The organism is Proteus sp. ZN5 (assembly GCF_011046025.1).
Classification (GTDB): Bacteria; Pseudomonadota; Gammaproteobacteria; order Enterobacterales; family Enterobacteriaceae; genus Proteus.
This window is the reverse complement of record NZ_CP047639.1, coordinates 2,208,401-2,234,886: the sequence shown is the minus strand read 5'-3', so window position 1 is coordinate 2,234,886 and position 26,486 is coordinate 2,208,401. Positions and strand designations below refer to the sequence as shown.

The 26,486-nt window shown below is 35.8% G+C and carries 23 protein-coding genes and 1 pseudogene; 14 read left to right on the top strand and 10 right to left on the bottom strand.

The genetic code is table 11. The features are described 5' to 3' along the window. Window positions 1–48 precede the first annotated feature (48 nt). The 5 genes from GTK47_RS10260 to GTK47_RS10240 all read left to right on the top strand — a co-directional run bounded on the left by GTK47_RS10260 (window position 49) and on the right by GTK47_RS10240 (window position 5,884). Entirely contained in the window at window positions 49–990 is a 942-nt protein-coding gene (locus tag GTK47_RS10260) for a Kdo(2)-lipid IV(A) acyltransferase (protein ID WP_165122980.1), read from the top strand. 272 nt (window positions 991–1,262) lie between these two features. Next, on the top strand, window positions 1,263–2,471 hold the full coding sequence (mdtG, locus tag GTK47_RS10255; RefSeq protein ID WP_165122979.1) for a multidrug efflux MFS transporter MdtG: 1,209 nt from the start codon (window positions 1,263–1,265) through the stop codon (window positions 2,469–2,471). Window positions 2,472–2,890: 419 nt separating this feature from the next. Then, the gene (locus tag GTK47_RS10250) at window positions 2,891–4,426 is read left to right on the top strand and encodes a peptide MFS transporter (RefSeq protein WP_165122978.1); all 1,536 of its coding nucleotides are present in this window, start codon (window positions 2,891–2,893) and stop codon (window positions 4,424–4,426) included. 161 nt (window positions 4,427–4,587) lie between these two features. Then, window positions 4,588–5,367: a PhzF family phenazine biosynthesis isomerase gene (locus GTK47_RS10245; protein ID WP_165122977.1), complete on the top strand. Its 780-nt coding sequence runs from the start codon at window positions 4,588–4,590 to the stop codon at window positions 5,365–5,367. A 106-nt stretch (window positions 5,368–5,473) separates the two neighbouring features. Further along, a complete protein-coding gene (locus GTK47_RS10240) occupies window positions 5,474–5,884 on the top strand; it encodes an acyl-CoA thioesterase (protein WP_165122976.1) in 411 nt (136 codons plus the stop codon). Window positions 5,885–6,113: 229 nt separating this feature from the next. Here the strand turns inward: GTK47_RS10240 and GTK47_RS10235 are convergent, their stop codons facing one another. The 6 genes and pseudogenes from GTK47_RS10235 to GTK47_RS10210 all read right to left on the bottom strand — a co-directional run. Then, window positions 6,114–6,431 (bottom strand): hypothetical protein, encoded by a 318-nt coding sequence (locus tag GTK47_RS10235; RefSeq protein ID WP_165122975.1) that lies wholly within the window; start codon window positions 6,429–6,431, stop codon window positions 6,114–6,116. Window positions 6,432–6,563: 132 nt separating this feature from the next. Next, the gene (locus GTK47_RS10230) at window positions 6,564–8,306 is read right to left on the bottom strand and encodes a YadA-like family protein (RefSeq protein WP_165122974.1); all 1,743 of its coding nucleotides are present in this window, start codon (window positions 8,304–8,306) and stop codon (window positions 6,564–6,566) included. A gap of 406 nt (window positions 8,307–8,712) precedes the next feature. Then, complete coding sequence (locus GTK47_RS10225) at window positions 8,713–9,342, bottom strand: CatB-related O-acetyltransferase (protein ID WP_165122973.1); 630 nt, start codon at window positions 9,340–9,342, stop codon at window positions 8,713–8,715. A gap of 255 nt (window positions 9,343–9,597) precedes the next feature. Then, window positions 9,598–10,689 carry an NADH:flavin oxidoreductase/NADH oxidase gene (locus GTK47_RS10220; RefSeq protein WP_165122972.1) on the bottom strand — a complete coding sequence of 364 codons (1,092 nt, stop codon included), beginning with the start codon at window positions 10,687–10,689 and terminating at the stop codon, window positions 9,598–9,600. A 172-nt stretch (window positions 10,690–10,861) separates the two neighbouring features. Continuing rightward, on the bottom strand, window positions 10,862–11,140 hold the full coding sequence (locus tag GTK47_RS10215) for a DUF2798 domain-containing protein (RefSeq protein ID WP_099075800.1): 279 nt from the start codon (window positions 11,138–11,140) through the stop codon (window positions 10,862–10,864). Between the two features lie 242 nt (window positions 11,141–11,382). Beyond that, window positions 11,383–11,577 (bottom strand): annotated as a pseudogene (locus GTK47_RS10210) (DUF5713 family protein); the annotation flags it as partial. Window positions 11,578–11,757: 180 nt separating this feature from the next. On the opposite strand from GTK47_RS10210, the gene GTK47_RS10205 reads away from it, so the two are divergent. The 3 genes from GTK47_RS10205 (at window position 11,758) to GTK47_RS10195 (ending at window position 15,246) form a co-directional block, all read left to right on the top strand. Continuing rightward, a complete protein-coding gene (locus tag GTK47_RS10205; RefSeq protein ID WP_165122971.1) occupies window positions 11,758–12,492 on the top strand; it encodes a hypothetical protein in 735 nt (244 codons plus the stop codon). A 684-nt stretch (window positions 12,493–13,176) separates the two neighbouring features. Continuing rightward, window positions 13,177–13,842, top strand: a complete 666-nt coding sequence (locus tag GTK47_RS10200) for a response regulator transcription factor (RefSeq protein ID WP_165122970.1) — start codon at window positions 13,177–13,179, stop codon at window positions 13,840–13,842. Beyond that, window positions 13,843–15,246 carry an ATP-binding protein gene (locus tag GTK47_RS10195; RefSeq protein ID WP_165122969.1) on the top strand — a complete coding sequence of 468 codons (1,404 nt, stop codon included), beginning with the start codon at window positions 13,843–13,845 and terminating at the stop codon, window positions 15,244–15,246. 80 nt (window positions 15,247–15,326) lie between these two features. Here GTK47_RS10195 and GTK47_RS10190 read toward each other — a convergent pair whose 3' ends face one another. Together GTK47_RS10190 and GTK47_RS10185 are read right to left on the bottom strand one after the other, a co-directional pair. Beyond that, complete coding sequence (locus GTK47_RS10190; RefSeq protein WP_165126580.1) at window positions 15,327–15,656, bottom strand: AzlD domain-containing protein; 330 nt, start codon at window positions 15,654–15,656, stop codon at window positions 15,327–15,329. Beyond that, window positions 15,653–16,315 carry an AzlC family ABC transporter permease gene (locus GTK47_RS10185; protein ID WP_165122968.1) on the bottom strand — a complete coding sequence of 221 codons (663 nt, stop codon included), beginning with the start codon at window positions 16,313–16,315 and terminating at the stop codon, window positions 15,653–15,655. The genes GTK47_RS10190 and GTK47_RS10185 overlap by 4 nt, the downstream gene beginning before the upstream one ends. An 85-nt stretch (window positions 16,316–16,400) precedes the next feature. Between GTK47_RS10185 and GTK47_RS10180 the strand changes: the two genes are divergently transcribed. Continuing rightward, window positions 16,401–16,961, top strand: coding sequence for an XRE family transcriptional regulator (locus tag GTK47_RS10180; RefSeq protein WP_109401809.1), 561 nt, complete (start codon window positions 16,401–16,403; stop codon window positions 16,959–16,961). A gap of 112 nt (window positions 16,962–17,073) precedes the next feature. Here GTK47_RS10180 and GTK47_RS10175 read toward each other — a convergent pair whose 3' ends face one another. After that, entirely contained in the window at window positions 17,074–17,928 is an 855-nt protein-coding gene (locus tag GTK47_RS10175; RefSeq protein WP_165122967.1) for a D-amino-acid transaminase, read from the bottom strand. Between the two features lie 182 nt (window positions 17,929–18,110). On the opposite strand from GTK47_RS10175, the gene GTK47_RS10170 reads away from it, so the two are divergent. Then, window positions 18,111–18,689 carry an HdeD family acid-resistance protein gene (locus GTK47_RS10170; protein WP_165126577.1) on the top strand — a complete coding sequence of 193 codons (579 nt, stop codon included), beginning with the start codon at window positions 18,111–18,113 and terminating at the stop codon, window positions 18,687–18,689. Window positions 18,690–18,780: 91 nt separating this feature from the next. On the opposite strand, the gene GTK47_RS10165 is transcribed toward GTK47_RS10170, so the two are convergent. Beyond that, window positions 18,781–20,403, bottom strand: coding sequence for a hypothetical protein (locus GTK47_RS10165; RefSeq protein ID WP_165122966.1), 1,623 nt, complete (start codon window positions 20,401–20,403; stop codon window positions 18,781–18,783). Window positions 20,404–21,003: 600 nt separating this feature from the next. Between GTK47_RS10165 and GTK47_RS10160 the strand changes: the two genes are divergently transcribed. From GTK47_RS10160 to GTK47_RS10145, 4 genes are all read left to right on the top strand, one after another. Beyond that, the gene (locus GTK47_RS10160; protein WP_165122965.1) at window positions 21,004–22,260 is read left to right on the top strand and encodes a mechanosensitive ion channel domain-containing protein; all 1,257 of its coding nucleotides are present in this window, start codon (window positions 21,004–21,006) and stop codon (window positions 22,258–22,260) included. Between the two features lie 358 nt (window positions 22,261–22,618). Further along, a complete protein-coding gene (locus GTK47_RS10155; RefSeq protein WP_165122964.1) occupies window positions 22,619–25,051 on the top strand; it encodes a DMSO/selenate family reductase complex A subunit in 2,433 nt (810 codons plus the stop codon). A gap of 11 nt (window positions 25,052–25,062) precedes the next feature. Continuing rightward, window positions 25,063–25,680 (top strand): DMSO/selenate family reductase complex B subunit, encoded by a 618-nt coding sequence (locus GTK47_RS10150; protein WP_023581764.1) that lies wholly within the window; start codon window positions 25,063–25,065, stop codon window positions 25,678–25,680. A 3-nt stretch (window positions 25,681–25,683) separates the two neighbouring features. Next, the gene (locus GTK47_RS10145; RefSeq protein WP_165122963.1) at window positions 25,684–26,460 is read left to right on the top strand and encodes a DmsC/YnfH family molybdoenzyme membrane anchor subunit; all 777 of its coding nucleotides are present in this window, start codon (window positions 25,684–25,686) and stop codon (window positions 26,458–26,460) included. Window positions 26,461–26,486 lie beyond the last annotated feature (26 nt).

Here is a 26,486-nt window from a genome sequence, read left to right as displayed (position 1 = left end):
TGTCACAATATAAGATATTCATTGGAAAAATAGTAAATAGATAGGCTTATGATAAAGTCACCTCCATTTAAAAAATCATTTTTGCAGCCTAAATATTGGCTGACTTGGTTCGGGATTGGATTACTCTATATTCTGGTTCTCCTTCCTTATCCTGTTATTTATTGGCTAGGGACACGCCTAGGCCGTTTTTCGAAAGTTTTTTTAAAGAAACGCGTCCAAATAGCGGAACGTAATCTTGAGCTCTGTTTTCCACAGATGCCCAAAAGTGAGCGAGAAGCCTTAGTTAATAAAAATTTTGAATCTGTTGGTATGGGATTATTTGAAACTGGCATGGCGTGGTTTTGGCCTGAATGGCGCGTCAAACGTTGGTTTAAAGTCAGTGGACTTGAGAATATCTCAATGGTTCAAGAAAAAGGGCAAGGCATTTTGCTTATTGGCATCCATTTTCTGACACTTGAACTTGGTGCTCGAATTTTTGGTATCTATAACCCAGGGGTCGGTGTTTATCGCCCTAACGATAATCCCGTTATGGACTGGCTACAAACATGGGGTCGATTACGTTCTAATAAATTTATGATCGACAGAAAAGATGTCAAAGGCATGATCCGCGGTTTAAAAGCAGGTGAAATTATTTGGTATGCACCTGACCATGATTATGGCCCGCGTAAAAGTGTTTTTGTGCCTTTGTTTGCTGTTGATAAAGCAGCGACAACAACGGGAACTTATATTCTGGCAAAAACCAGTCATCCTGCACTCATTCCATTTACCCCAAAACGCTTACCTGAAGGTAAGGGTTATGAGTTGATTATCTCACCACCTGTTGCTGATTTTCCTGTTGATAATGAGGAAAATACTGCTAGAGCGATGAATAAAGTGGTTGAACAAGAGATTTTACGCGCACCAGACCAATATATGTGGTTGCATCGTCGCTTTAAAACTCGCCCAGAAGGTGACGCTTCTTTATATAACGAAATAAAGAAAGTGCACTAATCACAAAGTGGCTGTTTTATTCCAAAGCAGCCACTTCGTAATATCACGATATACTGAAATAACAATAATAAAATCAATAACAGTACAAGCTGTAAACTCCTGCAAAACACATTATAAGAGCAAGACCTATCGCACTTATTCTGTATCATGGCTATATTCTTATTCATCATAAAATAAGAAAACCGACTCGTTGTTGCCACACTCAACATCGCTACGGTTATTTTCAGCCTATTTTCTTGGTTTACTCTCTCGTTCTCGGCTAAAGGAGTAACATGGATCTCAAGCCCCGAAATAATTCTTGGAAACGTAATCTCTATATTGTCTGGTTTGGCTGTTTTCTAACTGGCGCTGGTTTTAGTCTGATCATGCCTTTTCTCCCTCTTTATGTAGAAGAACTGGGTATAACTGATCACGAAGAGCTTAATCTTTGGACGGGGGTTGCATTTAGTATTACCTTCCTTTTTTCTGCTATCGCAGCGCCTTTTTGGGGAAAATTATCAGATAGAAAAGGTCGAAAATTAATGCTGTTGCGTTCAGCCCTTGGTATGGCGATTGTGATGGTATTAATTGGATTTGCTCAAAATATATGGCAATTATTAGTACTGCGAGCTTTACTCGGTATATTAGGTGGCTTTGTTCCGAATGCAAATGCGTTAATTGCCACTCAAGTCCCCGTTAAAAAAAGTGGCTGGGCATTAGGTACACTTTCAACTGGTGCTGTGAGTGGTGCCTTAATAGGCCCTTTAATTGGCGGTATGCTTGCCGATCTCTATGGTTTACGCCCTGTCTTCTTTATTACTTCAGCCGTTTTATTTATTTGCTTTTTGGTCACCCTCTTTTTCGTCAGTGAAAACTTCACGCCTGTTTCTAAAAAAGACGCACTAACCACAAAACAGGTCTTTTCATCGCTTAAGAACAAAAGACTCGTGGTATGCCTATTTTTCACCACAATGATCATTCAAGTAGCAACGGGCTCAGTTACGCCAATTCTGACGCTTTATATTCGCGAATTAACAGGATCAATCAGTAATCTTGCCTTTATCAGTGGTGTTGTTGCCTCCGTACCTGGTATCGCAGCACTGATTAGCGCCCCTCGTTTTGGTAAACTAGGCGACCGTATTGGCCCAGATAAAGTCCTTATCTTTACCCTTGGGCTCTCTATTTTTATGTTAATTCCAATGGCGTTGGTTAGTAATTATTGGGAACTTGGTGCACTACGTTTTTTACTTGGTGCCGTTAATGCTGCCATGTTACCTGCCGTACAAACACTTATTCTCTATAACATTACCCCTGCTATTGCAGGTCGAATTTTCAGCTATAACCAAGCACTAAGAGATGTCGGAAATGTTACAGGACCGTTAATGGGTGCTTTTGTTGCTGCAAGCTATGGATTTAGAGCTGTTTTTTATTTCACCGCAGCCGTTGTCTTTTTTAATCTAATTTATTCTTGGTTAAGCTTTAGGACGCCAAAAGAAAAGTAGTCAAAAAATCTACAAATAAGGCTAGTTAATAGTTTTTTTTCTTCAAAAAATTACACTTTTACATTTAAAGGCTCAATTGTTATTTTTTTTATTCTGTTTTTTGTAATTAATTGTTTATTAAGAATTTTCTAACCTCCTATTTGTTAAGCTCTCTAAAATTTTCTTGTTCTCTTTTTTCAAAAAATTGCAAGGTTAACTATTGCAAAATGAGATTTTTATCGACTTTTGCACCAAAAAATGGTTTATAAAGTATTAAATATACTTTTAGTTACTAAATCCTGACAAAAGTATGTTAAAAATATATTAATTAAATGCAGTGGCATTGATAACAAAATGAAATAATTTTGTTTCACCATTCGCTAATATTTTGTTCTTTTTACTTGCAAACGACCTGTAGAGGTTTTTTTTGGGAATTTAAGATGCAATCTACTCACTCAAAATCTAGCCGAACTTTCTTTGGCCACCCATATCCATTAAGCTCCCTTTTCTTCACTGAAATGTGGGAACGCTTTTCTTTCTATGGTATTCGCCCATTATTAATCCTATTTATGGCGGCAACCGTTTATGAGGGTGGCATGGAAATCCCCAGAGAGCAGGCATCTGCTATTGTGGGTATTTTCGCAGGCGGTGTTTATTTAACATCACTGCCAGGAGGTTGGCTCGCTGATAACTGGTTAGGTCAACGCCTAGCGGTATGGTATGGCTCTATCTTTATCGCCTTAGGGCACCTCTCCATCGCACTTTCTGCGTTTTGGTCACAAGACCTGTTCTTTATCGGTTTATTACTGATTGTATTGGGTACAGGGCTATTTAAAACCTGCGTAACTGTGATGGTAGGAACCTTATATAAAAGGGATGATACTCGCCGCGATGGTGGATTCTCCTTATTTTATATGGGTATCAATATGGGCTCATTTATTGCACCACTCATCACAGGCTTCTTAGTACGTGATTATGGCTGGCATTGGGGCTTTGGTATTGGTGGGATTGGTATGCTTGTTGCGTTATTGATTTTCCGCTTTTACGCAGTGCCTACCATGCGTCGCTTTGATAGCGAAGTCGGTTTAGATTCAAGTTGGGATCGCCCAACCGTTGTTCGTCGTAATGTCGGTCAATGGATCTTAGCATTATCTGTTGTTCTTATGGCAATTGTTGGCCTAATTATTTCTGGCGTTATTCCTTTTAACCCAGTGGTTGTGGCTAACTTTATGGTCTATGTGATTTCCGGTAGCGTTATCGCCTATTTTATCTATTTATTCCTATTTGCTGGATTAAGTAGTAGTGACCGCTCTCGCTTATTTGTTTGTTTCCTTTTATTAGTTTCAGCAGCCCTTTTCTGGTCTGCATTCGAACAAAAACCGACATCATTTAACTTATTTGCTAACGACTATACTGACTTAAACTTTATGGGATTTGAGATCCCTGCAGTTTGGTTCCAATCTGTTAACGCCCTGTTTATTATTATTCTTGCGCCCGTATTTAGCTGGTTATGGCCAATGATGGCACGTAAGAATATGAATTTAAGCAGTATGACTAAGTTTGTGATTGGTATTTTATTTGCAGCGGGTGGCTTTACCGTCATGATGTTTGCATCTGAAAGCGTTATTGCAACAGGACAAGGCGTTTCACCGCTTTGGTTAATTGGCAGTATCTTATTGCTGACATTAGGTGAATTATGCTTAAGCCCAATTGGGCTTGCCACAATGACTATTTTAGCGCCGGCTAAAATGCGTGGTCAGGTTATGGGATTATGGTTCTGTGCAAGCGCATTAGGTAATTTGGCGGCAGGTTTGATGGGGGGAAATATCCGTCCAGACAAACTGGATGTCATGCCAGACTTCTTCTCTCATGTTTCTATCGCTCTGGTTATTTGTGCTGTTGTTCTTGCTGCACTGATTATTCCAGTTCGTAAGCTTTTACAAAGCGCAGATAACAAAGAGAAAGCTCAAGCTTAATCTTATGCGTTAATGATTAAAGCCATGTCTAATTACTTAGGCATGGCTTTTGCTTTTATATCCTACAATTTAAACGCTGTTTTTAAGTATTGCGCCCGATATTTAAAACACTTAATCTCATTACCTTCTATTTATTGATAGTTTATCACTAAGGTAATGGAATGACTGTTCTTCCTATTTATTATGTTAATGCTTTTTCCTCTATGCCTTTTTCAGGAAATCCCGCAGCTGTCGTTTTGTTAGAAGAATGGTTGCCTGATGACACCTTAATTACACTTGCTAGTGAGATTAATTTACCTGAAACTGCTTTTTTAGTTGGCGACCATATTCGTTGGTTTACACCTAAAATTGAAGTTCCTCTTTGTGGACACGCAACATTAGCCACTGCTTTTGTACTAAAAACCATAAAACAGTCCCCTCATGATCTCTTTAAATTCCAGTCTCTTTCGGGCGAGCTCACTGTTTCTTGCCAAGACTCTCTTTTTACACTGAATTTCCCAACTATACCTGCAACATTAAATAACGATATAAAGTCAGTCCTTGAAGAAAAATTAGCATTACAAATCGATGAAGTTTGGCAAGCGCGTGATCGTTATGTTTGCTTTTTATCTGATCCAGAAATAATCACTCATTACCAACCTGATTTCATTCAAATCGCACAGTTGCCTTTACCTGGCGTTATTATCACAGCTAAAGGTCATGCTCCTTTTGATTTTATTTCTCGCTTCTTCGCACCTGTAAAAGGCGTGAATGAAGATCCTGTTACGGGTACATCACATTGTGTATTAGCACCAATTTGGGCTAATAAACTCAATAAAACACAGTTACAAGCAAGACAAGTTTCAAAACGAGGTGGGAATATTAACTGTGTACTAAGAGATAATCGCGTTTTACTGACAGGAGATGCTGCACTCTTTTTAACTGGCGAAATAACCTTTTAGTTACAGACTGCATAATCAGTCATTCATCTACTTTGCTTTCAATTTACTCTATTTTATACTGTGGGGAATTTATCCCTACAGTATTAAAGAAGAAGGCTTTATTGTTATGTCCATCTCTGACTTATCTCCTGAACTACAAGATAAAATTAAAAATTCAGTCACCCGTGTTTCTAAAGTCATATTCCCTACCACCACCAATCACCACTCAACACTCTTTGGCGGCACAGCATTAGCTTGGATGGACGAAGTTTCATTTATCACCGCCACCCGCTTTAGCCGTAAACGTCTAGTGACGGTTTCAACTGAAAAAATAAATTTTAATCACCCTATTCCATCAGGTACGATTATTGAATTAGTGGGTGAGGTTATTCGTGTTGGACGTACAAGTTTAACGGTAAATGTTTCTATTTTTCTTGAAGATATGTACGCAGAAGGCCGTGAAGAAGTGATCCATGGTCAGTTTAATTTTGTTGCTGTTGATCATGATGGAAAACCAACACCATTATTCAATAAATAGTATCTATAGAGAGATTTGTCATACTTTTTGTCTCTCTTAATTAAAAACGACATTATTTTATTATGTTCTTTATTATTTTGAATAATAACAAAGTATTAAGATCATTAATTTAAATGGATATTTTTCAATCAATGTAAAATATTCAATAAAATCAATTAATAATAAGATTACTAACATGTAAGACAAGAGTTATCCACAGTTAATGTGGATAACTGAATAAATCCAAAAATCAGAGAACACAAATTTTTGTTACTGCAAATTCAATCTGACAAACGGTTAATTTCCTTCCTGATGTTGCACTTTCAGCAATAACAATATCCGTTAATTGTGAATACTGTCGCCCTACTTCAAGCGCTAATTCAATGGTGGGTTCAATCAGTAAGATCGCCCCAATCTTTTCAAGCTCAACAGAAAAGTCTGCAATTGTTCTAAATTGCACCACTTGTTTTATCTTATTTTTAGCAATTTCTTGCGCTTTTTCCGTTGCAACTTGATTAACTCTTGCTTGTTTTTCAAAAGCACCACCACCTGAATGAAGATAAATCATATTTTACTCACATAGAAAACAAAGGCTGTTACCTTTATTATTCAAATCAAAGGCATAAAAGCCAGTAGAATGATAAAAAAGTAACAACCTTATCTCTACTTTTTATCTTACTAAGCACAATACAAAAGTGCTTTACCAGCCATAAGAAACACCGCCGCCTACAACACCACGATCTTCTGTATTCCATGAAGCTGAAACACGAATAATGGCGCTTTCTGTTATTTGATACTGAGCACCCGTTGCAAATGCATTAGCATCGCGATAATTACCCACTCCAACACCTAAACTAAACGTGTGATTGGTCACGTAAGGAATATTAGCCATCGCTACGACAGAAGCAATCCCAGCACTTGCTCGTTTATCTGCTTTATCGATTTTATTATCCATATTTTTAAGTGCAATATCATTATCAATAAAGATATTCTTAAATTTATTATTGGTATATTCATTTGCAATAGAGATAGAATCATGTTTTGATTTTTCAATATATTCCTTCAGCGATTCATCTCTTTCATTAATTATCGTATTGGTTACATTTACATACTCATTTCCTTTTTGAGTAACATAATTTTGATGTTCTTTAGTTAATTTCTCATTATTTTTTCCAATAAGTCCTTCCATACCTGATGCTATTTTACTAATCTCAATATCGGTATAACTATTGGCATTTTTTTCTGATGCGTTAACCTTTCTCTCTGTTGAAAAGGTAATTTCATCCTTAATATTGTTAACATGTTCAACTATTTTCTTATCATGTTCATTGACTTTAAAGTCAGTGTATTCTTTGTTCTGGATTTCAGACTCATTGATCTTATTATTTGTGTTTTTCTCTATCACTTCCTTCATATTATTTATTTTATTATCAGTATAATTTTCCGCACCTTTTTTTATTTCATTTGCTTTTTTATTTGTATAATTTTCAGTATCTACTTTTAGATCAGATAATTTTTCCTCATTATAAAGATACATTTCATTTTTAACTTCATTGATATAATTAACAGTATTAGTCTGCTGCTCATTGATTTTACTATCAGTGTATTGATTTGATTTTTTTTCTGCACTTTCTGCAAGTGTTTTTGCTTTCAATTCACTCTCTTTTAAAACTGCTTCATTTGCTTTTATGATATCCCCTTGTATTATTTTATTATTTTCATTTATTTGTTGCGTTGTTACTTCAACAAGCGTATTTTTCTCTTGCTCAATTTTATTATAAATGATGGTATTATTGTCATTAATGCGCTTATCAGCCTCAATGAGAATATTATCTTTTTCTTTTCTTAATTGAGAAACATTGACGGCATCTGTATTTTCCGTACCTGCTGCGACATTAATAATTTGTCGCTGATTTTTATCACTACCGATTGATAATGTATTATTACGATTATTACTACTATTATCACCTAATATAATTGCATTACTTGCTGATCCTGAAGACTTACTACCAATAATCACTGAATTATCTGCATTATCAGAAAGGCGACTACCACTACCTAAAATAACACCATTTTCAGCATTATTTATTGCCCCTTTCCCTATACTAATTGAATCTTTATTTTCACTATAAGCGTTAGAACCAATAGAAAGAGAACCTTCACCAATTGCCATTGCACCACTTCCCAATGACATCGCATTATCACCAATTGCTGTACTTTTATGTCCTATTGCGGTTGCATTTTCACCTTCAGCACCTGCATTAGCGCCGATTGCCGTTGATTGATCAGAATGCGCCCACGTATTATATCCAACCGCCGTAGATTCATTACCATCTGCTTTACTATTTCCACCCAATAAGGTTGTATTATTCGCATAAGATAAAGGTGATGATAATAATGAAATCACTAATAATTTGATCTTGAAATCTTTATTTTTAATCATATCCACATCACTCCATAATTAATAAAGTCATATATAGAATAATATGTATTTTATTTTTTACACATTAGATATCTTATAAAATAAACTAATAATAAATTGAAACCCTATTAATTAATAATAATAACATCGTTATACAATTAACTTTACTATAAATAAAAGTCGTGATTTAATTTATATTTAAATAACAATCAACAACTAAAGTAAACAGATAAAAAATAAAAGAAATAAACTCAAATTTAAAAATAAAATAATTAATTATCTATAAAAATAAAATATTTTTAATTTTGAGATAATGATCAAATAAAAAGAAATGCTACTCTATAAATATAAATACTACTTTTTAAAGTATATTAACAGAAGCACTAAGTAAAAACCCCTAAGCTTATTACCACTTAGGGGGGCCGTATTATTCAGTAAATTGTGCTTCTGCAATTAATAATTTATCAATTGATGATTGGCATAAAAGAGGCCTGAGCGCTTCAAATTTCTTTTCTGACCATTGGTAAATCTTTAAAGATAATAGTTGCTCAATAACTTTAGGCTCAAAACGATATTTAAGATGTTGTGCGGGTGTTCCTCCTACAATGCTATAAGGTTCAACATTTTTGGAGACAACACTATTCGCCGCAACAATAGCACCTTCTCCAATCGTCACACCAGGCATTATCATTGCACGCATTCCTATCCATGCACCATCATGAATATGGGTATCACCTTTACCAATATAGGCTTCCTCAATCTTATCCATAAAAGGATAAAGTGAGAACCAATCCATTCGGTGAGTATGATTGCCGCCCATTAATATCACCGCTTGCGCACCAATACAGACATAATCGCCAATATATAATTTATCAATTTCCCACAATGGTTCCCATTGCAGGCTAACTTCGTCACCATAGAGATAACGTACAACTGACGTTTCAAAACCATCATCCCAACAATCACTGTAATAACTGTGTTGCCCTTTGATGATAATGTTTTTATTTTTAACTGTTTCGTGCAGATATTCTACACGCGACCAATGTTTATTTTTCATAATATGACTCGCTATAAATTAATGAGTCATCAAAGAATGCTTAATTCTCTGATGATGTGTTCGCATTCAAAACACATCGTCTTAAGCAATCCTTGGTTGAAGTAATAAGGGATTTTTTTTCATCTTATTTACGACCAACTTTTCCAACACAATACGCTTATGCTTGCAGTTTATCTGCACCATGATAAAGATTATCAAAGAAAAAGCCACGGATAACCTTAATAACAATCAGTTATTACCCGTGGCTTGATAACATTATTTAAAAAAGTCTTTGCTACCATGAGGCGCGCAACGTAAATATTGAGGTGCTACTTTTATGGTTTGTTTAAGTTTTTCCGCTGCATGCCAAGGCCAACGAGGATCATAAAGAATACCTCTGCCTAAAGCGATAAAATCAGCCTGCTCTGTAAGTAAAATGGCTTCTGCTTGTTCTGGCTCGGTAATAAGACCAACTGTAATAACAGGCAGTTGTGTTTCATTATAAATTGCTTGAGCAAATGGTACTTGGTAATTAGGACCTAGCTTAATTTCTTGTTTTTCTGATAATCCGCCAGAAGAAACATGAATATAATGGCAACCTAACTCTTCAAGATGCTGAGTTAAAGCAATCGTACTTTCTAAGTCCCAACCACCTTCAACCCAATCTGTTGCGGAAATTCTGACACCAACACAGACATTATCAGAAACTGCATTTTTCACTGCAACAAAAACATCCACTAATAACCGACTACGATTATTAAAATCACCACCGTATTGATCCGTTCTGTGATTAGATAATGGAGATAAGAATTCGTGCAATAAATATCCATGAGCACCGTGGATCTCAATAACGTCAAATCCTGCTGACTCAGCCCTTTTAGCAGCATCAACAAAAGCTTGTTTTATTTCTTCAATTTCATCGGTAGCTAGTGCGTGAGGTTGATGATTCTTTCCAAAAGGTATTTCTGAAGGTGCGACTTTTTGCCATCCATTAGGAGAATCTGGCGCTAATGATGCTCCGCCATTCCAAGGTAAATCAGTCGATGCCTTACGTCCGGCATGTGCAATCTGTATACCGATTTTTGCAGATGAATATTGCTTAACATTATCAACCAGCTTTTTTAGTTCATTACCATGTTGGTCAGACCAAATACCTAAATCTTTATAGCTAATACGACCTCTAGGCTCAACCGCAGTTGCTTCAACAATCACTAATGAAGCACCAGATAGTGCTAACTGCCCGTAATGCATAGTGTGCCATGCGGTTGGGTAACCTTCTTGTGCTGAATATTGGCACATAGGTGCAACAATAATACGGTTATCTAACTGATGGGGGCCTAATTTTTTAGGGGAGAACAACAAACTCATTTAAAGCCTCCTGCTATCAATAAGAATTTATGCAAAGAAAATATCTTCGCTTTTCGATATACCATTTAAATATACATGTTTAAGGCTATCGGATCTTATTCATTTAGGCGATGTTTTACCTCACATTGTGAAAAACAAAAAGATCAGCATCAATTACTGATCTCTTTGTTAATTAATCATTAGATTTAGCAGGTTTCACCAATAACAGTGAAAAGCGTCTTGCGATTGGCAAGACAAATAAAACCGTAGGAAAAGCAATCATCCAAGAGATCCCCCAAGAAGTTAACCACGGGGAGATAACATACATTCCCATTCCTAGCGATTTGACAGTACTAATAAACGCAACAATACCTGACATAATAAAAGAAAGGAAAAAGGGAACAAGAAAAATCATTGCTCGGGTAGGAAGTTTAGGAATACCTAAAAAATAATTTTTGTCCTGAAATGACATAGATAAAGACTCCAATAATACGATTGTACAACAGCACATAACTGCCAATACAACAGGCTAAAAAAAGTTATATGCGTTGATTAACGTAAACGCTTACGAGTCTTTTTGACCAAACTGAGAACTAGTTTATTAATAAATATTTCTTTGTCAATTAAATTATTCTCATTATCATTTAGGCGATAACTGATAACATTAAGATGAGCGAAGATGAGAAAACACAATAGGGTTTTCTCATCTTATTTCTACCAATCTCGTGTTGCAATTAATTCTTCTATATCAGCATCTTCAAAACCATATCCATCCGCGATAACGCCAAAATCTTCAGCAATGCACTCTCTTGCTACTGTTTCGATCTCGCTATCTTCTTCATAAAACTCTTCAGCTAACTCATTAAATAGGTCTGTTGTTTCTTGCGTGAGAATATAAAGCTCTGCTAGTACTTTATTTTTAATCATTACGAACATCCTTATCTAAGTATTTATCTTAAGGTCATTAAAGTGTACTTATTATCTTAATTACGGAAAAGTATATTACGTTTCTTAATTAAATGTCTCGCTTTTATTTCTCCGAATTTATAGAATTCTGCCCAGCAAACGAAAAATAGGCAATTAATTAAAATGACTAAAAAAATACGATTTATATTTCTTTTTTTGACTATTGCACTGCTCTCTTTTTTGACTATTAATAAATTTTTAAAAAGCTCACCTTTAGCAACCTGGCACTTTTATAGCAATAATGGTGAATATATTACAGGTCATTACTATCCACCAGCAGAAGATGACGCGATGGATGCGGTGATCTCCATTCCAGAAAAACCAACTAAAGAAGGTTTAACAATAACCCATTGGGATACCTGCAGTATTAAACTGAACATTGATAATAAAACGCTTTATATTTCTTATTTTACTAATGGTCTTATTCAAGCTTCTTTATCAACAAAGAGTACATCTTACGTTGCATTAACTGAGCTGTATTTTTATCATCCTGATGATATGCATTGGTCGATAAATCGATTAGAAGATGGAACATACAAAGGTTGGATTTGGGATAATGTTGCAAACCAGCTTATTCCTGTTCGTTATCAGGAAGATAAAACAACAATTATTGATGGTACAAAATATACTTTGATGCCAGAAAGTTATTGGTTATTTCAACGTTGGACTAATGGCGTTTTAGTGGAGGAGTACACATTAGATGATTTACCTGCGAAAGATGGCTTTATTCCTGATATAGATAAACAACGACTGGCTCAAGCAAAAACTGAGCTTCAAACTACCACGAATGAATTAGTGAAATCGTTAAATTTACCATTTGACTTAATGTTATGGGATAATTCACTTTGTAAGCAATAACATTATGTGAAATGCTCCCAGAGGGTTGGGAGCATTTCTGACACAGAATGATTTAATTTATACTAAATAACACCATCTAATTCCATATAAATTCCTTTTATTAAAAATATAATTCCTTTTAAGTCGTTAATTTTTACTGCAAGAGTATAGATGAATAGAGTAAATAATTTAAATCTAATAAAATGTTGCACAACAAGGATATATTAAAATAGTTATTTATTTTCAATAAAAGAATAAAACATCAATTTAATATCCATATTAATCAATAAAATCAACATTCTATATTTATATTATTTTAAATATAAAAACTTATTTGTTAAATATTGATTTTTAATAGACTTCAGTTTTAAATCAAAAACATCTTAATTAAAGTATTTAAGTTACCTTAGCATAATAGTGCGAGATATTTATTATCTACATTAGATTAACCACACTAATTCTATCTAAAATAATTCTTTAAAATTAACATTAAATGCCTTGATGTCATAAAAACAAAATAAATAGCATACTTACCTCAATCTATTCCTAAAAAACTCAATCATTTATTTTTAATAAAAAATATTAAATAAAAATTTATCTTACATTAAGAGTTCATTAATCGAGCCTTGCTTTACATTTTATTATATTGCTCAAATTTTATTTGGCTCTTATACTTTCTTAAGACGATTTTAGATAGGTATTATTATGAATATTTTATTAGTTGAAGACGACTTACAACTTGGTAAAGCGCTTTGTCGCGGGCTTGAAATTGCAGGTTTTCAACCATGTTGGGTCAGATTACTTGCGGATGCTCGTGTTCAATTAAGCCAACGCCCTTTTGATTTAATGCTATTAGATTTAGGTCTACCTGATGGTGATGGGCAAGATGAACTGATTGCGCTTAGAAAAAGTGGCGAGAAAATTCCGATTATCATTTTAACTGCTCGCACTCAAATTGATAATTTAGTGCAAACATTAGATTCGGGTGCGGATGATTTTTTACCAAAACCTTTTGCTATGCCAGAGCTTATTTCTCGCGTAAAAGCCGTTAGTCGTAGAATGGCCGGTTTTTCTTCACAAATATGGTCTATTGGCGATTTACAACTTAACCCTGCAAACCATCAAGTCACTTTAAATGACGAACTGCTTTTATTATCTGGTAAAGAATACCAACTATTATATGAATTAATGCGCAATACTGACAATGTGGTGCGTAAATCAGAGTTGGAACAGCGTTTATTTGGTTTAGACGATAAAATCGAAAGTAATTCTCTTGAAGTGCATATACATAATTTACGAAGAAAAATAGGCAAAGAGCGCATTATCACGGTTCGTGGCGTAGGTTATTTATTAAAAAAAGAAGCTAATTAAATGAAGATCCGCTCCATCTTTATTTACACCATTGTCCTTCAGATTATCTCCATAGTTATGCTTTGGGGTGTTTGGTTAGCTTGGATACAATTTGATTATCTTGCTGATTTCGAAAAAATTTATAATAAACAGCAAGAAATTATTGCAGAGGGGTTTGCTAATACCTTAGAAATTGTTGCTGATCAACCTGAAGTCCTTAAAGAAGTCGCTCATAACTTACAAGGTATGTATATCGACGCCATGCTTAATGGTGAAGATGATGAATTACAATATCTGCCGTGGTTTATTGCCTTAGATGCAAATAATAACTTGATTTATACTAACCGCCCAGAGTTGCCTATCCCTACAAGAGTTCTTTCTTTAGCATCAGAAAGAGTATCTGTGGCGGGTGAAAAGTGGATACTCTCTTTTAGTTGGGGTGAGAAGCATAAAATAAAAGTCTTTATTGGGGAGTCGGTTGAAGATAGAGGCCATGTTATTGGTAACCCTGTTGAAGGCACCTTTGTTCCTTTCCTATTTATTCTTGCGACTGTGATTTTTGCAATTTTAATTACCGCTTATTTTAGTTTACGACCACTAAGACAAGCTGCAGAGCTTATCTCTAACCGTAAACCTCGTAATTTAACACCGATTAATGTAGGCCAGCAATTTAAAGAAATACGCCCGATCTTTAAAGAGCTAAACCAATTAATGGCCAGAATTGATGCTGCCAATATTCGTGAAAAACAATTTATGGCAGATGCCGCCCATGAATTGAGAACACCAATAGCCGCTGTTATTGCTCAATTACATCTGCTCTCTTTAGTCGATGATCAACAAGAGCGTGAAGAAATTATTGATGATATGAAACAATCTCTTGATAGAGCTGCCGCTCTTTCTCATCAATTAATTGATTTGGCGCGATTAGAATGTGACGATTTTCCATTAAAAATAGAATCTCTTGATATCTATAACGTCATTAGTAATGCAATAGCACAACGTGTTCCTTATGCAATTACTAAAAATATTGAGTTGTCACTTAATGAAGGGCACGCTTTAACGCTTAAAACCGATAAACAGGCTTTACTCTCTATATTTAATAATCTGCTTGATAATTCCATCAAATATTGCCCTAAGGGTAGCCAAGTTGAGGTCACTATTGAGAATCGATACGCGGAAGGGATCTATGTTATCGTACGTGATAATGGCCCTGGTGTCGCAAAAGAACATATCAATGTTCTATTTTCACGTTTTTATCGTGTTCCTGGCTCTAGCGAAACAGGGAGCGGATTAGGTTTATCTATCGCACAAAATCTCGCTAATAAAATTCAAGCATCGTTAATTGTGACTGAAGGACTAAATAATAAAGGGATTGGGTTTATTATTGTTCTGCCTTTAGAAGCTAAATCATCAGATCGCGATTAATAGATAGCTAACTGATATTCCATAATAAAGGAGGATATTGTACCTCCTTTTTATTTTATCGAGCTAAAGCTCTAAAAGATTTATCCCCAAAGATTAATTAACCAACGTAAAGCTGCTGTCACTATTGCGGCACTCAGTACAATCATAATAAAAGGCTTTTTCTGCCAAGTAAGTACACCAGCTACACCAACACCAATAATTTTTGAGATATCAGCAAGTTGGTCACCATCAAAAAATGTCGATGTCATCGCCACTGAAAACAAAATAACAATCGCCGATAATGAGAGGATTTCTTTAACTCTCTCTGATACACCTGCTTTATTGTTAAGTAATATGCCGGAAAGACGCATAGCGTATGTACCAACAGCAAGAATAACAATTCCTGTAATAATAGATGCCGTGGACATTATATTTTCCTTATCACAAACAATACGCCTAATAGCGATAATAAAACGGGGATCCCAACAGGGAGGAATAATGTGGTTGCGAGTGCAATAATGCTTCCTATTATTGCAGCATGGCGTGTTAGTTTATTTTTTAATGCTGGTAGACTTAATGCGAGAATGATGGCTGGAAACATCGCATCTAGCCCTAACATCTTTATATCTACAATAAATGACCCTAAGTAAACACCAAGCATGGTTCCTAAAGGCCAAACAAGTAAAATACCCAACCCACAAGCCCAAAATGCTAATTTATTTTGTTCAGCAGTACGTTGAGATAAACCAAATACAACACTTTCATCATTTAATATATGAAAACCTAATAATGATTTAAGCCCTTTTCCTGGTAAATCTTTTACGGCCATACTAAAAGGAATATGTCGTGCATTGACCATTAATCCAGCAAGAGCAGCATATATTGCACTTCCTCCCATCGCCACAACGCCAATAAAAAGAAATTCAGAAGCACCCGCTAAAACAAAAATGGATAACACCAACGGTACCCAAAAATCAAAGCCTTGCGTATGTGCTAATGCACCATAAGAGACACCAACGATACCATCTGCTAATGAAACAAGCACAATATCTCTAAGTACGTTATTATCAAGACGACTGTTAATTTGCATAGAATATAGTATTTTTTATCGAACCATTCGTTCATTATGTTGAACGATTTATTTTTTTGCAAGATGATTTTTGAAGGAATCTATGATGTCATCGCCTTGTGCGCCTATTGAAATTATTTCTCAAGCTCTAGCTAGAGAAAGAAAAAAAGCGGGCCTTTCACTTGCTGAAATAGCAAGACGAGCCGGTGTTGCAAAATCAACATTATCTCAATTAGAAGCAGGACAGGGAAATCCAAGTATTGAAACACTTTGGGCAATTTGTGTTGCCTTAAACATTCCTTTTTCTCAACTTATTTCAGCGCCACAGCCAGAAGTGAAGGTAATACGTAAAGGCGATGGCTTTAAAATTAGCGCAGAAAAAGCCTATTACCATGCTTTTTTACTTTCGTCCTGCCCAATGGGTGCAAAACGCGATATATATACAGTAATTGCACAACCGGGAAAAGATAGAGTTTCAGATCCCCACAGTAAGAATGTCACTGAGCATATTATTATTATCAGTGGCAGTGCAATGGTGGGCACTTTAGATGATCAGCAAGAATTACAACCCGGCGATTATATTTGCTATCCTGGTGATGTCACTCATGTATTACGAGCTTTAGAACCTGACACAACTGCTGTCATGATTATTGAACATCATAATTAACATAGTGAAACGAATTAACGTAGTGAAATTATGAATTTACCGCACTGCTATACTGTAATAAAAATCTGAAAAGCAGTGCGATAAATTTGATAAAGAATATCTACTTATTAAATTATTTCTTAAGTGCTTTATCAAGGTAGATCTCTCGTAGCCGTTGAGATAAATGCCCAACTTCTCCCCGATTTATATCTTCATTATCAATTGAAATAACAGGCCAAATTAATGTAGTTGCTGAGCTAATAAAAGCTTCTTTTGCTTTTTTCGCTTCATCAAGCGTAAATAGACGCTCTGTTATTTTAAGCCCTTCTTCTTGCGCTAATTGAATAATCGCTTGGCGTGTAATACCGGGTAAAATATCCTGACTCAGTGGCCGTGTAATAATTTCATTATCGTGATTAACAATAAAGAAGTTACTTGAACTCCCTTCTGTTATATAGCCATCCTTAATTAAAATAGCATCATCAGCACCTTGTTGATGTGCATGGTGTTTAGCTAAACATGCTGCTAATAATGCCACGGTTTTAATATCACAACGTTGCCAGCGAATATCTTCAACACTCACTACCGAAATACCTTTTTTTGCATTGGGATGGTTAATGACAGTGGAGTGCTGAACAAAAGCAACTATTGTAGAAGGAACAGATGAAGCCGGAAAATCAAAAAAACGAGAGGAATCAGTACCTCGTGCTATTTGTAAATAGATAAGCCCTTCATGAAGGTTATTCTTTTCGATAAGTTGATGATGAACATCAATTAGCTGTTCTTTGGTAATAGGAAGCGATAGAGCTAATTCTTTACATGAACGCTGCAAGCGTTGAAAATGCCCATTAAAGTCAATGAGCTGACCATCAATAACAGCAGTAACTTCATAAACGGCATCTGCAAATAAAAAACCACGGTCAAAAACAGATATTTTAGCCTGCTCTTTAGGTACAAAGTGATTGTCTAAATACACGATATCAGACATTTTACCTCCGTTATAAATTTTATCTCAATCCACTACCTTACTCTTTCAGTTTTCTATTTTAAAGACGATCTTCCCTATTCCTACCTCTTTTTAATTATAGTTTTATATAACTAAGTCATGCTATATAAGCAGAAATTGCTATAATTTAACTTATGTACCAAATATAAGGATAAGAGGTGGCTATGTTAGATATTAATAAAAATAATTTATCTCAGCTAACAGAGAAACTGGTTAAAAAGCAATGCACTTTAATGACTGTTATTGCCATATTGGGTTTCATTGCAGGTTTTATCTGTATTATTAATCCACTTTCTTCTGGCATTGTTATAAGTGTATTACTCGGTGTTGTATTTTTTGCCTGTGCGATATCCAGCATTATTGGCGGTTTTAATGCCCAAGTCTCTTCTGGTTGGTCAATGTTGATCACATTATTGGCAGGTTTTATTTATCTTCTGCTTGGCTATATCTTTGTCACCGACCCACTAAAAGGTATGCTTAGCCTCGCCTTTTTTATCGGTTTTTTATTTATTTTTGCGGGGATACTGCGCCTAAATATAGGTTTTAAACAGATCAAAGATAATTTTTATGGCTGGTTTAATATCTTGGTTGGATTTTTAGATTTAGTGATTGCCTATTTTTTGCTTGCTTTTGGCCCTGAAACCTCAGTAGCATTAGTTATGGCATTGATTGGTATACAACTCATTTTAAGTTCTATCACAATATTATCAATAACCAGTGCAATAAAAAGAATGACCCATTAATTGGCTATTCAGTAATAATAATCTTATCAATTTTATATAAATTAAGAGCCACATATGTGGCTCTTAATTTATGGAAAACGAAACAGTGGCATCAAGCACAAGGTAAGCGCAGAGATACCGTATACATATTTTCCCCACAAAGGTAGCAATTACCTGTATTTTCAAAAACCATCACTTGAATACCTAATTGTCTGACTTCAATATTTGGCAATGCATCTGCCAAAATACTTTCTAAAGCTGGCTCAAGTAATTCGACCATATTAACAGGATCATTATTTGCCGTTGTATCATGCAAGAAATTCCCTAAACGAGGATCATCAGCATAGATTTCCAGTGTAGAACGATACACTAACGTTCTTTCACTGCTATTTACTTTAGAGTAGCCATTAAAGATGATAACCATTTTTTGGATATTCATTTTGGCAACACGGTTCTTAATCTGTAAACATAATGAAGGTACAAGCCTGATATTTACAGAGTTAAAATAGCGATCACAAATTTGTGGAATAGTGACACTTATACAAGGTTTTGGTGCAATATTTTTAATTTGCTTACCACACTCCCCCGTTAAAGAGTTATCGACAATAATACGCTCACGGCGAGAGAAACAAATATTGTCAAAAATATCAACCGTAAAGAAAGAGATGTAATGAATACCATTAGTTAGCGTTTGATTTTCCAGCCTTACCGAAACAGCTGACTTATCAGTACAAGGCAACATTTTTAATTGATCATTAAAATAAAAACCAACCTGTGTGCTCTCGCTAATATCACGTCCTAAAATTAGGTTTGCATTCACACAATAATTTTCGCTGTGATAGCTTAAAATACCATTTAGCGTGGCTGGAACTTTTGGTGAGGGTAATTTTTCAGTTGTCATTTCAACATAGTAATCTCTTGATTTAAGAGATTGAGTTGGATCTTCGCTATTTTCAGATTCAGCATAAAAAATAGCAATTTGTTTAGGTTCACTCTTTTTAAATTTCACTTTAAAGTTCGCGATACCATATTTATTGGTTTTCCCAACATTAATTTTTTCACCATCAGCGTTATAAACTTCTGGCTCAACCCCTAAGGTACTGTTATCAGCATTGTAGACGAGCCTGACTTCTTTATTTGAAATATCCTCTCCTTCTTTATCCTGTAAATGCACAACAAAACTTTTAGACACACTCTCCCATTTGCTTGGCCATTGCATAGATTCCGAACGTATTGTCAGTAAATCATCAAACTTCTCACAATTAGTCGCTATACAATCAGTATTAGGATTAGGCTTTGGAGGCGTAACTCGAATTTGGATCGGCGTTGCGTAATACACAATGCTTTCATCATCTTCATCTTTTAATATCAATTGCAATGACGCTACACCATTACGATTACCCGTTAAAGAGATCTCTGTTTTACTATTATCTACTATCGTAATGTAGACATCTTTATTATTAGGTAAAACTAAAATTCCTTTAGGGCTTGTACGCCATTCGGCTAAACGAAGATTAATCCCCGTTACAATAACCTCATATTTGATAACTCTGTTCATTTTAACTTCGTTATCAGCCTCATCTGGGGATGATTTGATCTGATTAAATTCAATCTTCACATCAGCATCAATAACAACTTGTGATTGTGCATTATAAACAGGGGGCTGAAAGGCCTGAGAAGCCTTCTCACCTTGTATGATTTTCTGCAGGCGTTCTTCTTTTGTTTCGATATTCATTGAGTGATTTCCTTTCTTTTTACGATTCCATTTTTAGCTTAAAGCAAAAAATTCAAGTGAAAATCACAATAGAAAAGAGTCAACTAATCATTGTTGTTAGAAAAAGAAAATAATTATTTAATAAACAATAGGATAAAAAGCAGTTCTAATGGAATTCGCTCTAATTGATTGCTAAAAAACGCCTTCAACATAAAAAATAGTTTAAATTTTAAAATATTTTTACATAAAGCTATTGACTGTTATGGAAATGTGATTAAAATCAATCTTAGAAAATATTTGTGACATGAATCACATTTTATTAATAGGATACTTAATATGAAATCAATGACTTCTTTTATTACTCACCTGCACCAAGTTGTTGTACAATTATCATCAACTCGCTTACTGTAATTGTTTGATTTAAAAATAAAATATAGTAAAAAGCCAGAAATAGCACCCTCATCGCACAAAAGACTATCTCTGGCTTTTACTCCCCTCTTTACGCTTATTCATTGCCTCGTATACTCTCGCATTTTTCGTAACAAAAAATTCACCTTCTTGAACTAAGCTCTCTTTTCTGTACTCTTAACATACAGCTCACATTAACTATGAGGATATTTTATGCAGCAGCAACTGCTTACATGGATACGTCAATTCAATGAGGAGTATGCCCAAATCGCTTCTCTCCTACTCGTTTTAGCCATTATTTTCCTTGTCGCAATCATTCTCCATTTTATTTTGCACAAATTAGTTTTACCTAAAATTTCCAAAGCAATAACTCAGTACGATCAGAAATGGCAACTTTCTCTAGAAATAAATAAACTATTTAGTCGTTTTGCTTTTTTAATCCAAGGCGTTGTTGTTAATATCCAAGCGCTGGTATGGATGGGATCAGGTAAAACACAAGAAATTCTCACCACTAGTGCTCAAGCATGGTGTTTAATTTTCGGCTTGTTGATGCTTTTCTCTATTATGGATCTCTGTATGCAGATCATGAGAAATTCATCCTCATTTGGTCGATTACCCTTAAAAGGTATTTTTCAAAGCTTAAAACTCGCCGCCTCTGTGCTAATTGGGATAATGATTATTTCCCTACTTATTGGCAAATCACCACTTATTTTACTCAGTGGTTTAGGTGCCATGACGGCTGTATTAATGTTGGTGTTTAAAGATCCTATTATGGGGTTAGTAGCAGGTATTCAATTATCTGCAAACAATATGATAAGCCTTGGTGATTGGCTAGAGATGCCTAAATATGGTGCTGATGGAGCCGTTATTGATATTAGTTTAACGACCGTTAAAGTGCGTAACTGGGATAATACCGTCACCACTATTCCAACTTATTCTCTGATTTCAGATTCCTTTAAAAATTGGCAAGCAATGACAAAATCAGGCGGACGTCGTATTAAACGAAGTCTTGCTCTTGATATTAATAGCATTCATTTCTTAGACAAAAAACAACTTGATGCTCTAGAAAAAGCCCACTTATTAGCACCTTATATCAAAAATAAGGAAAGCGAAATTAATCAATTCAATGCAACTTTGGGCAATGAATGCCAAACGCCATTAAACCAACGTGGCATGACCAATATTGGAACCTTCCGTGCGTATGTTGAAGCCTATTTAAAAAACCATCCTAATGTTCATAAGCAAATGACCATTATGGTAAGACAATTAGCCCCCACCTCGGATGGGCTCCCTATTGAAATTTATGCCTTTACTAACACCACCGTTTGGGTTCAATACGAGGCGATTCAATCCGATATATTTGATCATATCTTTGCTATTTTGCCTCAATTTGGCTTAAGAGTTCATCAATCTCCAACGGGAAATGATGTAAGAGCACTCAGATTTCCTGCCGAAAATAATCCGCAATAAATCATTTTTGTATTAAGTAAAAAAGGAGAATTATTCTTCTTTTTTACTTTTCTTATTAACAAATATTTTTAATTCCTTATTTTGTTATCATATTAACAATCTTGTTTTTCTATATATTAATAAAAATCGCTATGTTATTTTTTACATATCGATCGATTGTTAGCTCCTATTTATTTGATGTTTTATTTACCACTAAAGTGGTATTAACTAGATTTTGTAACCATTTGTTTAATAATTATTTTTTTATATAACGTTATTAACATTTTTTATATTGATATAAATCATTATAGGTAGAGCGGTTATAACTTAACATATATATACAACTTTACTTGTTGTGAAAAATGTTAGGGTAATGTCAATGTCAAAAATTAAAAATAATACTTCTATTACTGAAATGAGTCGGCGTGGATTCATTCAGTCTGCAGCAGTTATTTCTGGTGCTGCTGCTGTTGCAGGAACGGTTTCATTACCATTCGCTGCTAATGCACAAACTCCCCAGGGTATTCGTCCTGATGAGACTTCTGAAACTATCAAATACAGTGCATGTTTAGTGAACTGTGGTAGCCGTTGTCCATTAAAAGTTCATGTGAAAGATGGTGTTATTCGCCGTATTTCTAATGAAACTATGTATGACGATTCAACATTTGGTCTTCACCAAATTCGTCCGTGTCTGCGTGGCCGCTCTGTACGTTGGAAAACGTATAATCCAGATCGTTTAAAATACCCAATGAAACGTGTTGGTAAGCGTGGTGAAGGTAAATTTGAGCGTATTTCTTGGGATGAAGCAACTTCAATCATCGCGGAAAAACTAAAATATACCATCGAAAAATATGGTAATGAGTCCATTTATTACCAATATGGTACAGGCTCTACTGGTGCAAACTTACACGGTAGAACTGCATGTAAACGTTTATTAAGTACTGTCGGTGGTTTTTTAAGTGACTATGGTACTTATTCATACTCTCAATTAACTGGTATTGTGCCTTATGTTTACGGCGATATGCTGGAATCACTGTTAACAGAAATTGAGAATTCAGACTTAGTGGTGATGTTTGGTCATAACCTCGCTGAAACACGTATGTCTGGTGGTGGTCAGTTCTATGAAACGTTAAATGCGTTAGATAAGAGCAAAAGTAAAGTTATCATCATCGACCCTCGTCGTACCGACAGTGTGACAACATTAGGTGCCGAATGGATCCCAATTTATCCGGGTACTGATGCTGCATTAGTGGCTGCATTAGGCTATGTGATGATCCAAGAAGGTATCACCGATGAAGATTTCTTACGTGAATATTGTATCGGTTGGGATAAACAAACATTACCTGCATCAGCACCTGAAAATGGCTCTTATAAAGATTACATTTTAGGTAATGGCCCTGATGGCATTGCAAAAACACCTGAGTGGGCAAGTAAATTAACCGGTATTTCTGTTGCACGTATTATCCAATTAGCGCGTGAAATTGGCGGTGCAAGAGCGGCGTGGATCTCTCAAGGTTGGGGCATCCAGCGTACTTCAAATGGTGAGCAAGCATGTCGTGCGATTATGATGCTACCATTAATGTCAGGTCATATCGGTCGTCCAGGTACAAATACAGGCTGTTGGGGCGGTAACGTTGCTTACCCAGTTGCAAGCTTTGCTTTGCCTAACCCAGTTAAGACACTGATCCCAACATTTATGTGGTCTGAAGCAATTGCTCGCGGTGATCAACTTACCAGCAAAAATGCAGGTGTCAGAAATAAAGATAAACTCGATACGGGCATTAAATTTATGTGGTGTTATTCCAGTAACGTGATTGGTAACCAACACGCTGACTTGAATAAAACACATGATTTACTGCAAGATGAATCAAAATGTGAGTTTATTTTAGTGTGGGATAACCACATGACACCATCTGCAAAATACGCTGATATTTTACTGCCAGATGTGACAACAGTTGAGACAAACGATCTTATCAATAACTCTTACGCAAGTGGTGCTTACCACTATGTCGTCCGTTTGCAAAATGCGATTAAACCACTTTGGGAAAACCGTCCTTGCTATGATGTCTTAACTGACATTGCAGAAAAGATGGGTACCAAAGAACAATTCACTGAAGGACGTACTTACGAAGAGTGGATTGAATATTGCTATAACCAAATGCGTGAGAAAAACCCAGCGCTGCCTACATTTGCAGAAACTAATGATGTAGGAATTATCGATCGTAAATTACCTAACCGTAATCAATACGTTGCACTTGAAGCATTCCGTCAAGATCCTATCGCTAATCCATTAAAAACAGCGTCAGGTAAGATTGAAATTTATTCTGAAAAACTAATGCAAGATACTGATGGCTGGGTGTTACCAGAAGGCGATCGTATCCCAGCAATTCCAGAATATTGTAAGAATGAAGAAGGTGTCGAAAACGTTAAGCTTAAAGAGAAATTCCCTCTGCAAATGACTGGCTTCCATGATAAAGGCCACGTTCACTCAAGTTACTATAACGTTGCTATGTTACGTGAAGCTATTCCTCATCAATTCTGGTTAAACCCAATTGATGCGGCTGAACGCGGATTAAAATCTGGCGATATCGCTGAGATTTATAATGCCCGTGGTCGTTTAAATATTCTCGTTAAAGTTACAGATCGTGTATTACCTGGTGTGATTGCAGTACCGCAAGGTGCATGGCGTTCACTTGATACAACAGGTGTAGATACTGGTGGATGTATTAATACATTAACAAGCTGGCACCCATCGCCGTTTGCTAAAGGAAATCCACAACATACAAACCTTGTTGAAGTGAAACGTGCATAAGGAGTTAACTCATGAAGCAATATGGTTTTTATTTTGACTCCACTAAATGCACTGGCTGTAAAACATGTCAAGTCAGTTGCAAGGATGAAAAAGATTTAGATTTAGGCCCTAAATTCCGTCGTGTTTATGAATACGGTGGTGGTAGCTGGGCAAAACAAGACGGGATCTGGACACAAAATATCTATAGTTATTATTTATCCATTTCTTGTAACCACTGTTCAAACCCTACTTGCGTTGCAGGTTGCCCAACTGGCGCTATGCATAAACGTGAAGAAGACGGTTTAGTGGTTGTTAACCAAGATATTTGTGTTGGTTGCCGTTATTGCGAATTGCGTTGCCCTTATGGTGCGCCACAATTCGATGAGAAGAAAAAACTCATGTCTAAGTGTGATGGTTGCTACGAACGTGTAGCACAAGGCATGAAACCGGTTTGTGTTGAGTCTTGTCCTCAACGTGCGCTTGATTTTGATGATATTGAAGTGATCAGAGCAAAACATGGTACTGAATGTGGTATCGCGCCAATGCCTGATCCTAGTTTGACCAATCCAAATATCGTGATCAAAGCACACAAAGAAGCTAAACCTTCTGGTGATAAAACCGGCTCAGTTCAAAATGCGGCGGAGGTATAAACCATGCATGAACTTCCTCTAGTCTTTTTTACTGTTTTAGGTTCTTCAGCAGCAGGCCTGTTTCTTATTGCTTATATCAGTAAAAAATTAGGTCAAATTGATGAAAACCAACTGCGTAATGCCAATATTTTAGCCCTGATCTTAACATTAGTTGGCTTAGGCATTGGTGGATTACACGTTGGTCAACCTCTACGTTTTTTCAATATGCTATTAGGCGTTGGTCGCTCTCCAATGAGTAACGAAGCCTTCTTAAGTGGTGTATTTACAGGTTTTGCTTTTGCAACTGTTGCACTCACTATCATGAAAAAATGGAAGGGTTTACGTGAAATTTGTAACCTATTTACCGTTGTTTTTGGTCTAGCATTTGTTTGGTCAATTCCACAAGTCTATCATATTCCTACAATTGCTAACTGGAATACAGACTACACCACATTGCAATTCTGGATGACGCTATTAGTTGGCGGCGGTGTATTAGCAATGGCAATAGGTGCAAGACGCTTAGGTGCATTGTCCTTTATTATCGGTGCCATTATTACTTTTGCTACACGCTCTGGTTATGTTAGCTTCCTTGGCTTTACAGGCCCAGAACTTAGCGCTGACCAATCTCTATTTTGGGGATTCCAGTTAGCAGTATTAGCATTAGGTGTGGTTATCGTAGGATTTACTGCAGTAAAAGCCCAAGCATCAAAAATGACGCTAGCAACTTGTGCAGCAGCAGTCATTATTGCTGAATTATCAGGCCGTATCGCCTTTTATAATTTATGGCATATTACCATGTGATCTTGATGTTATGACTGATTAATCAG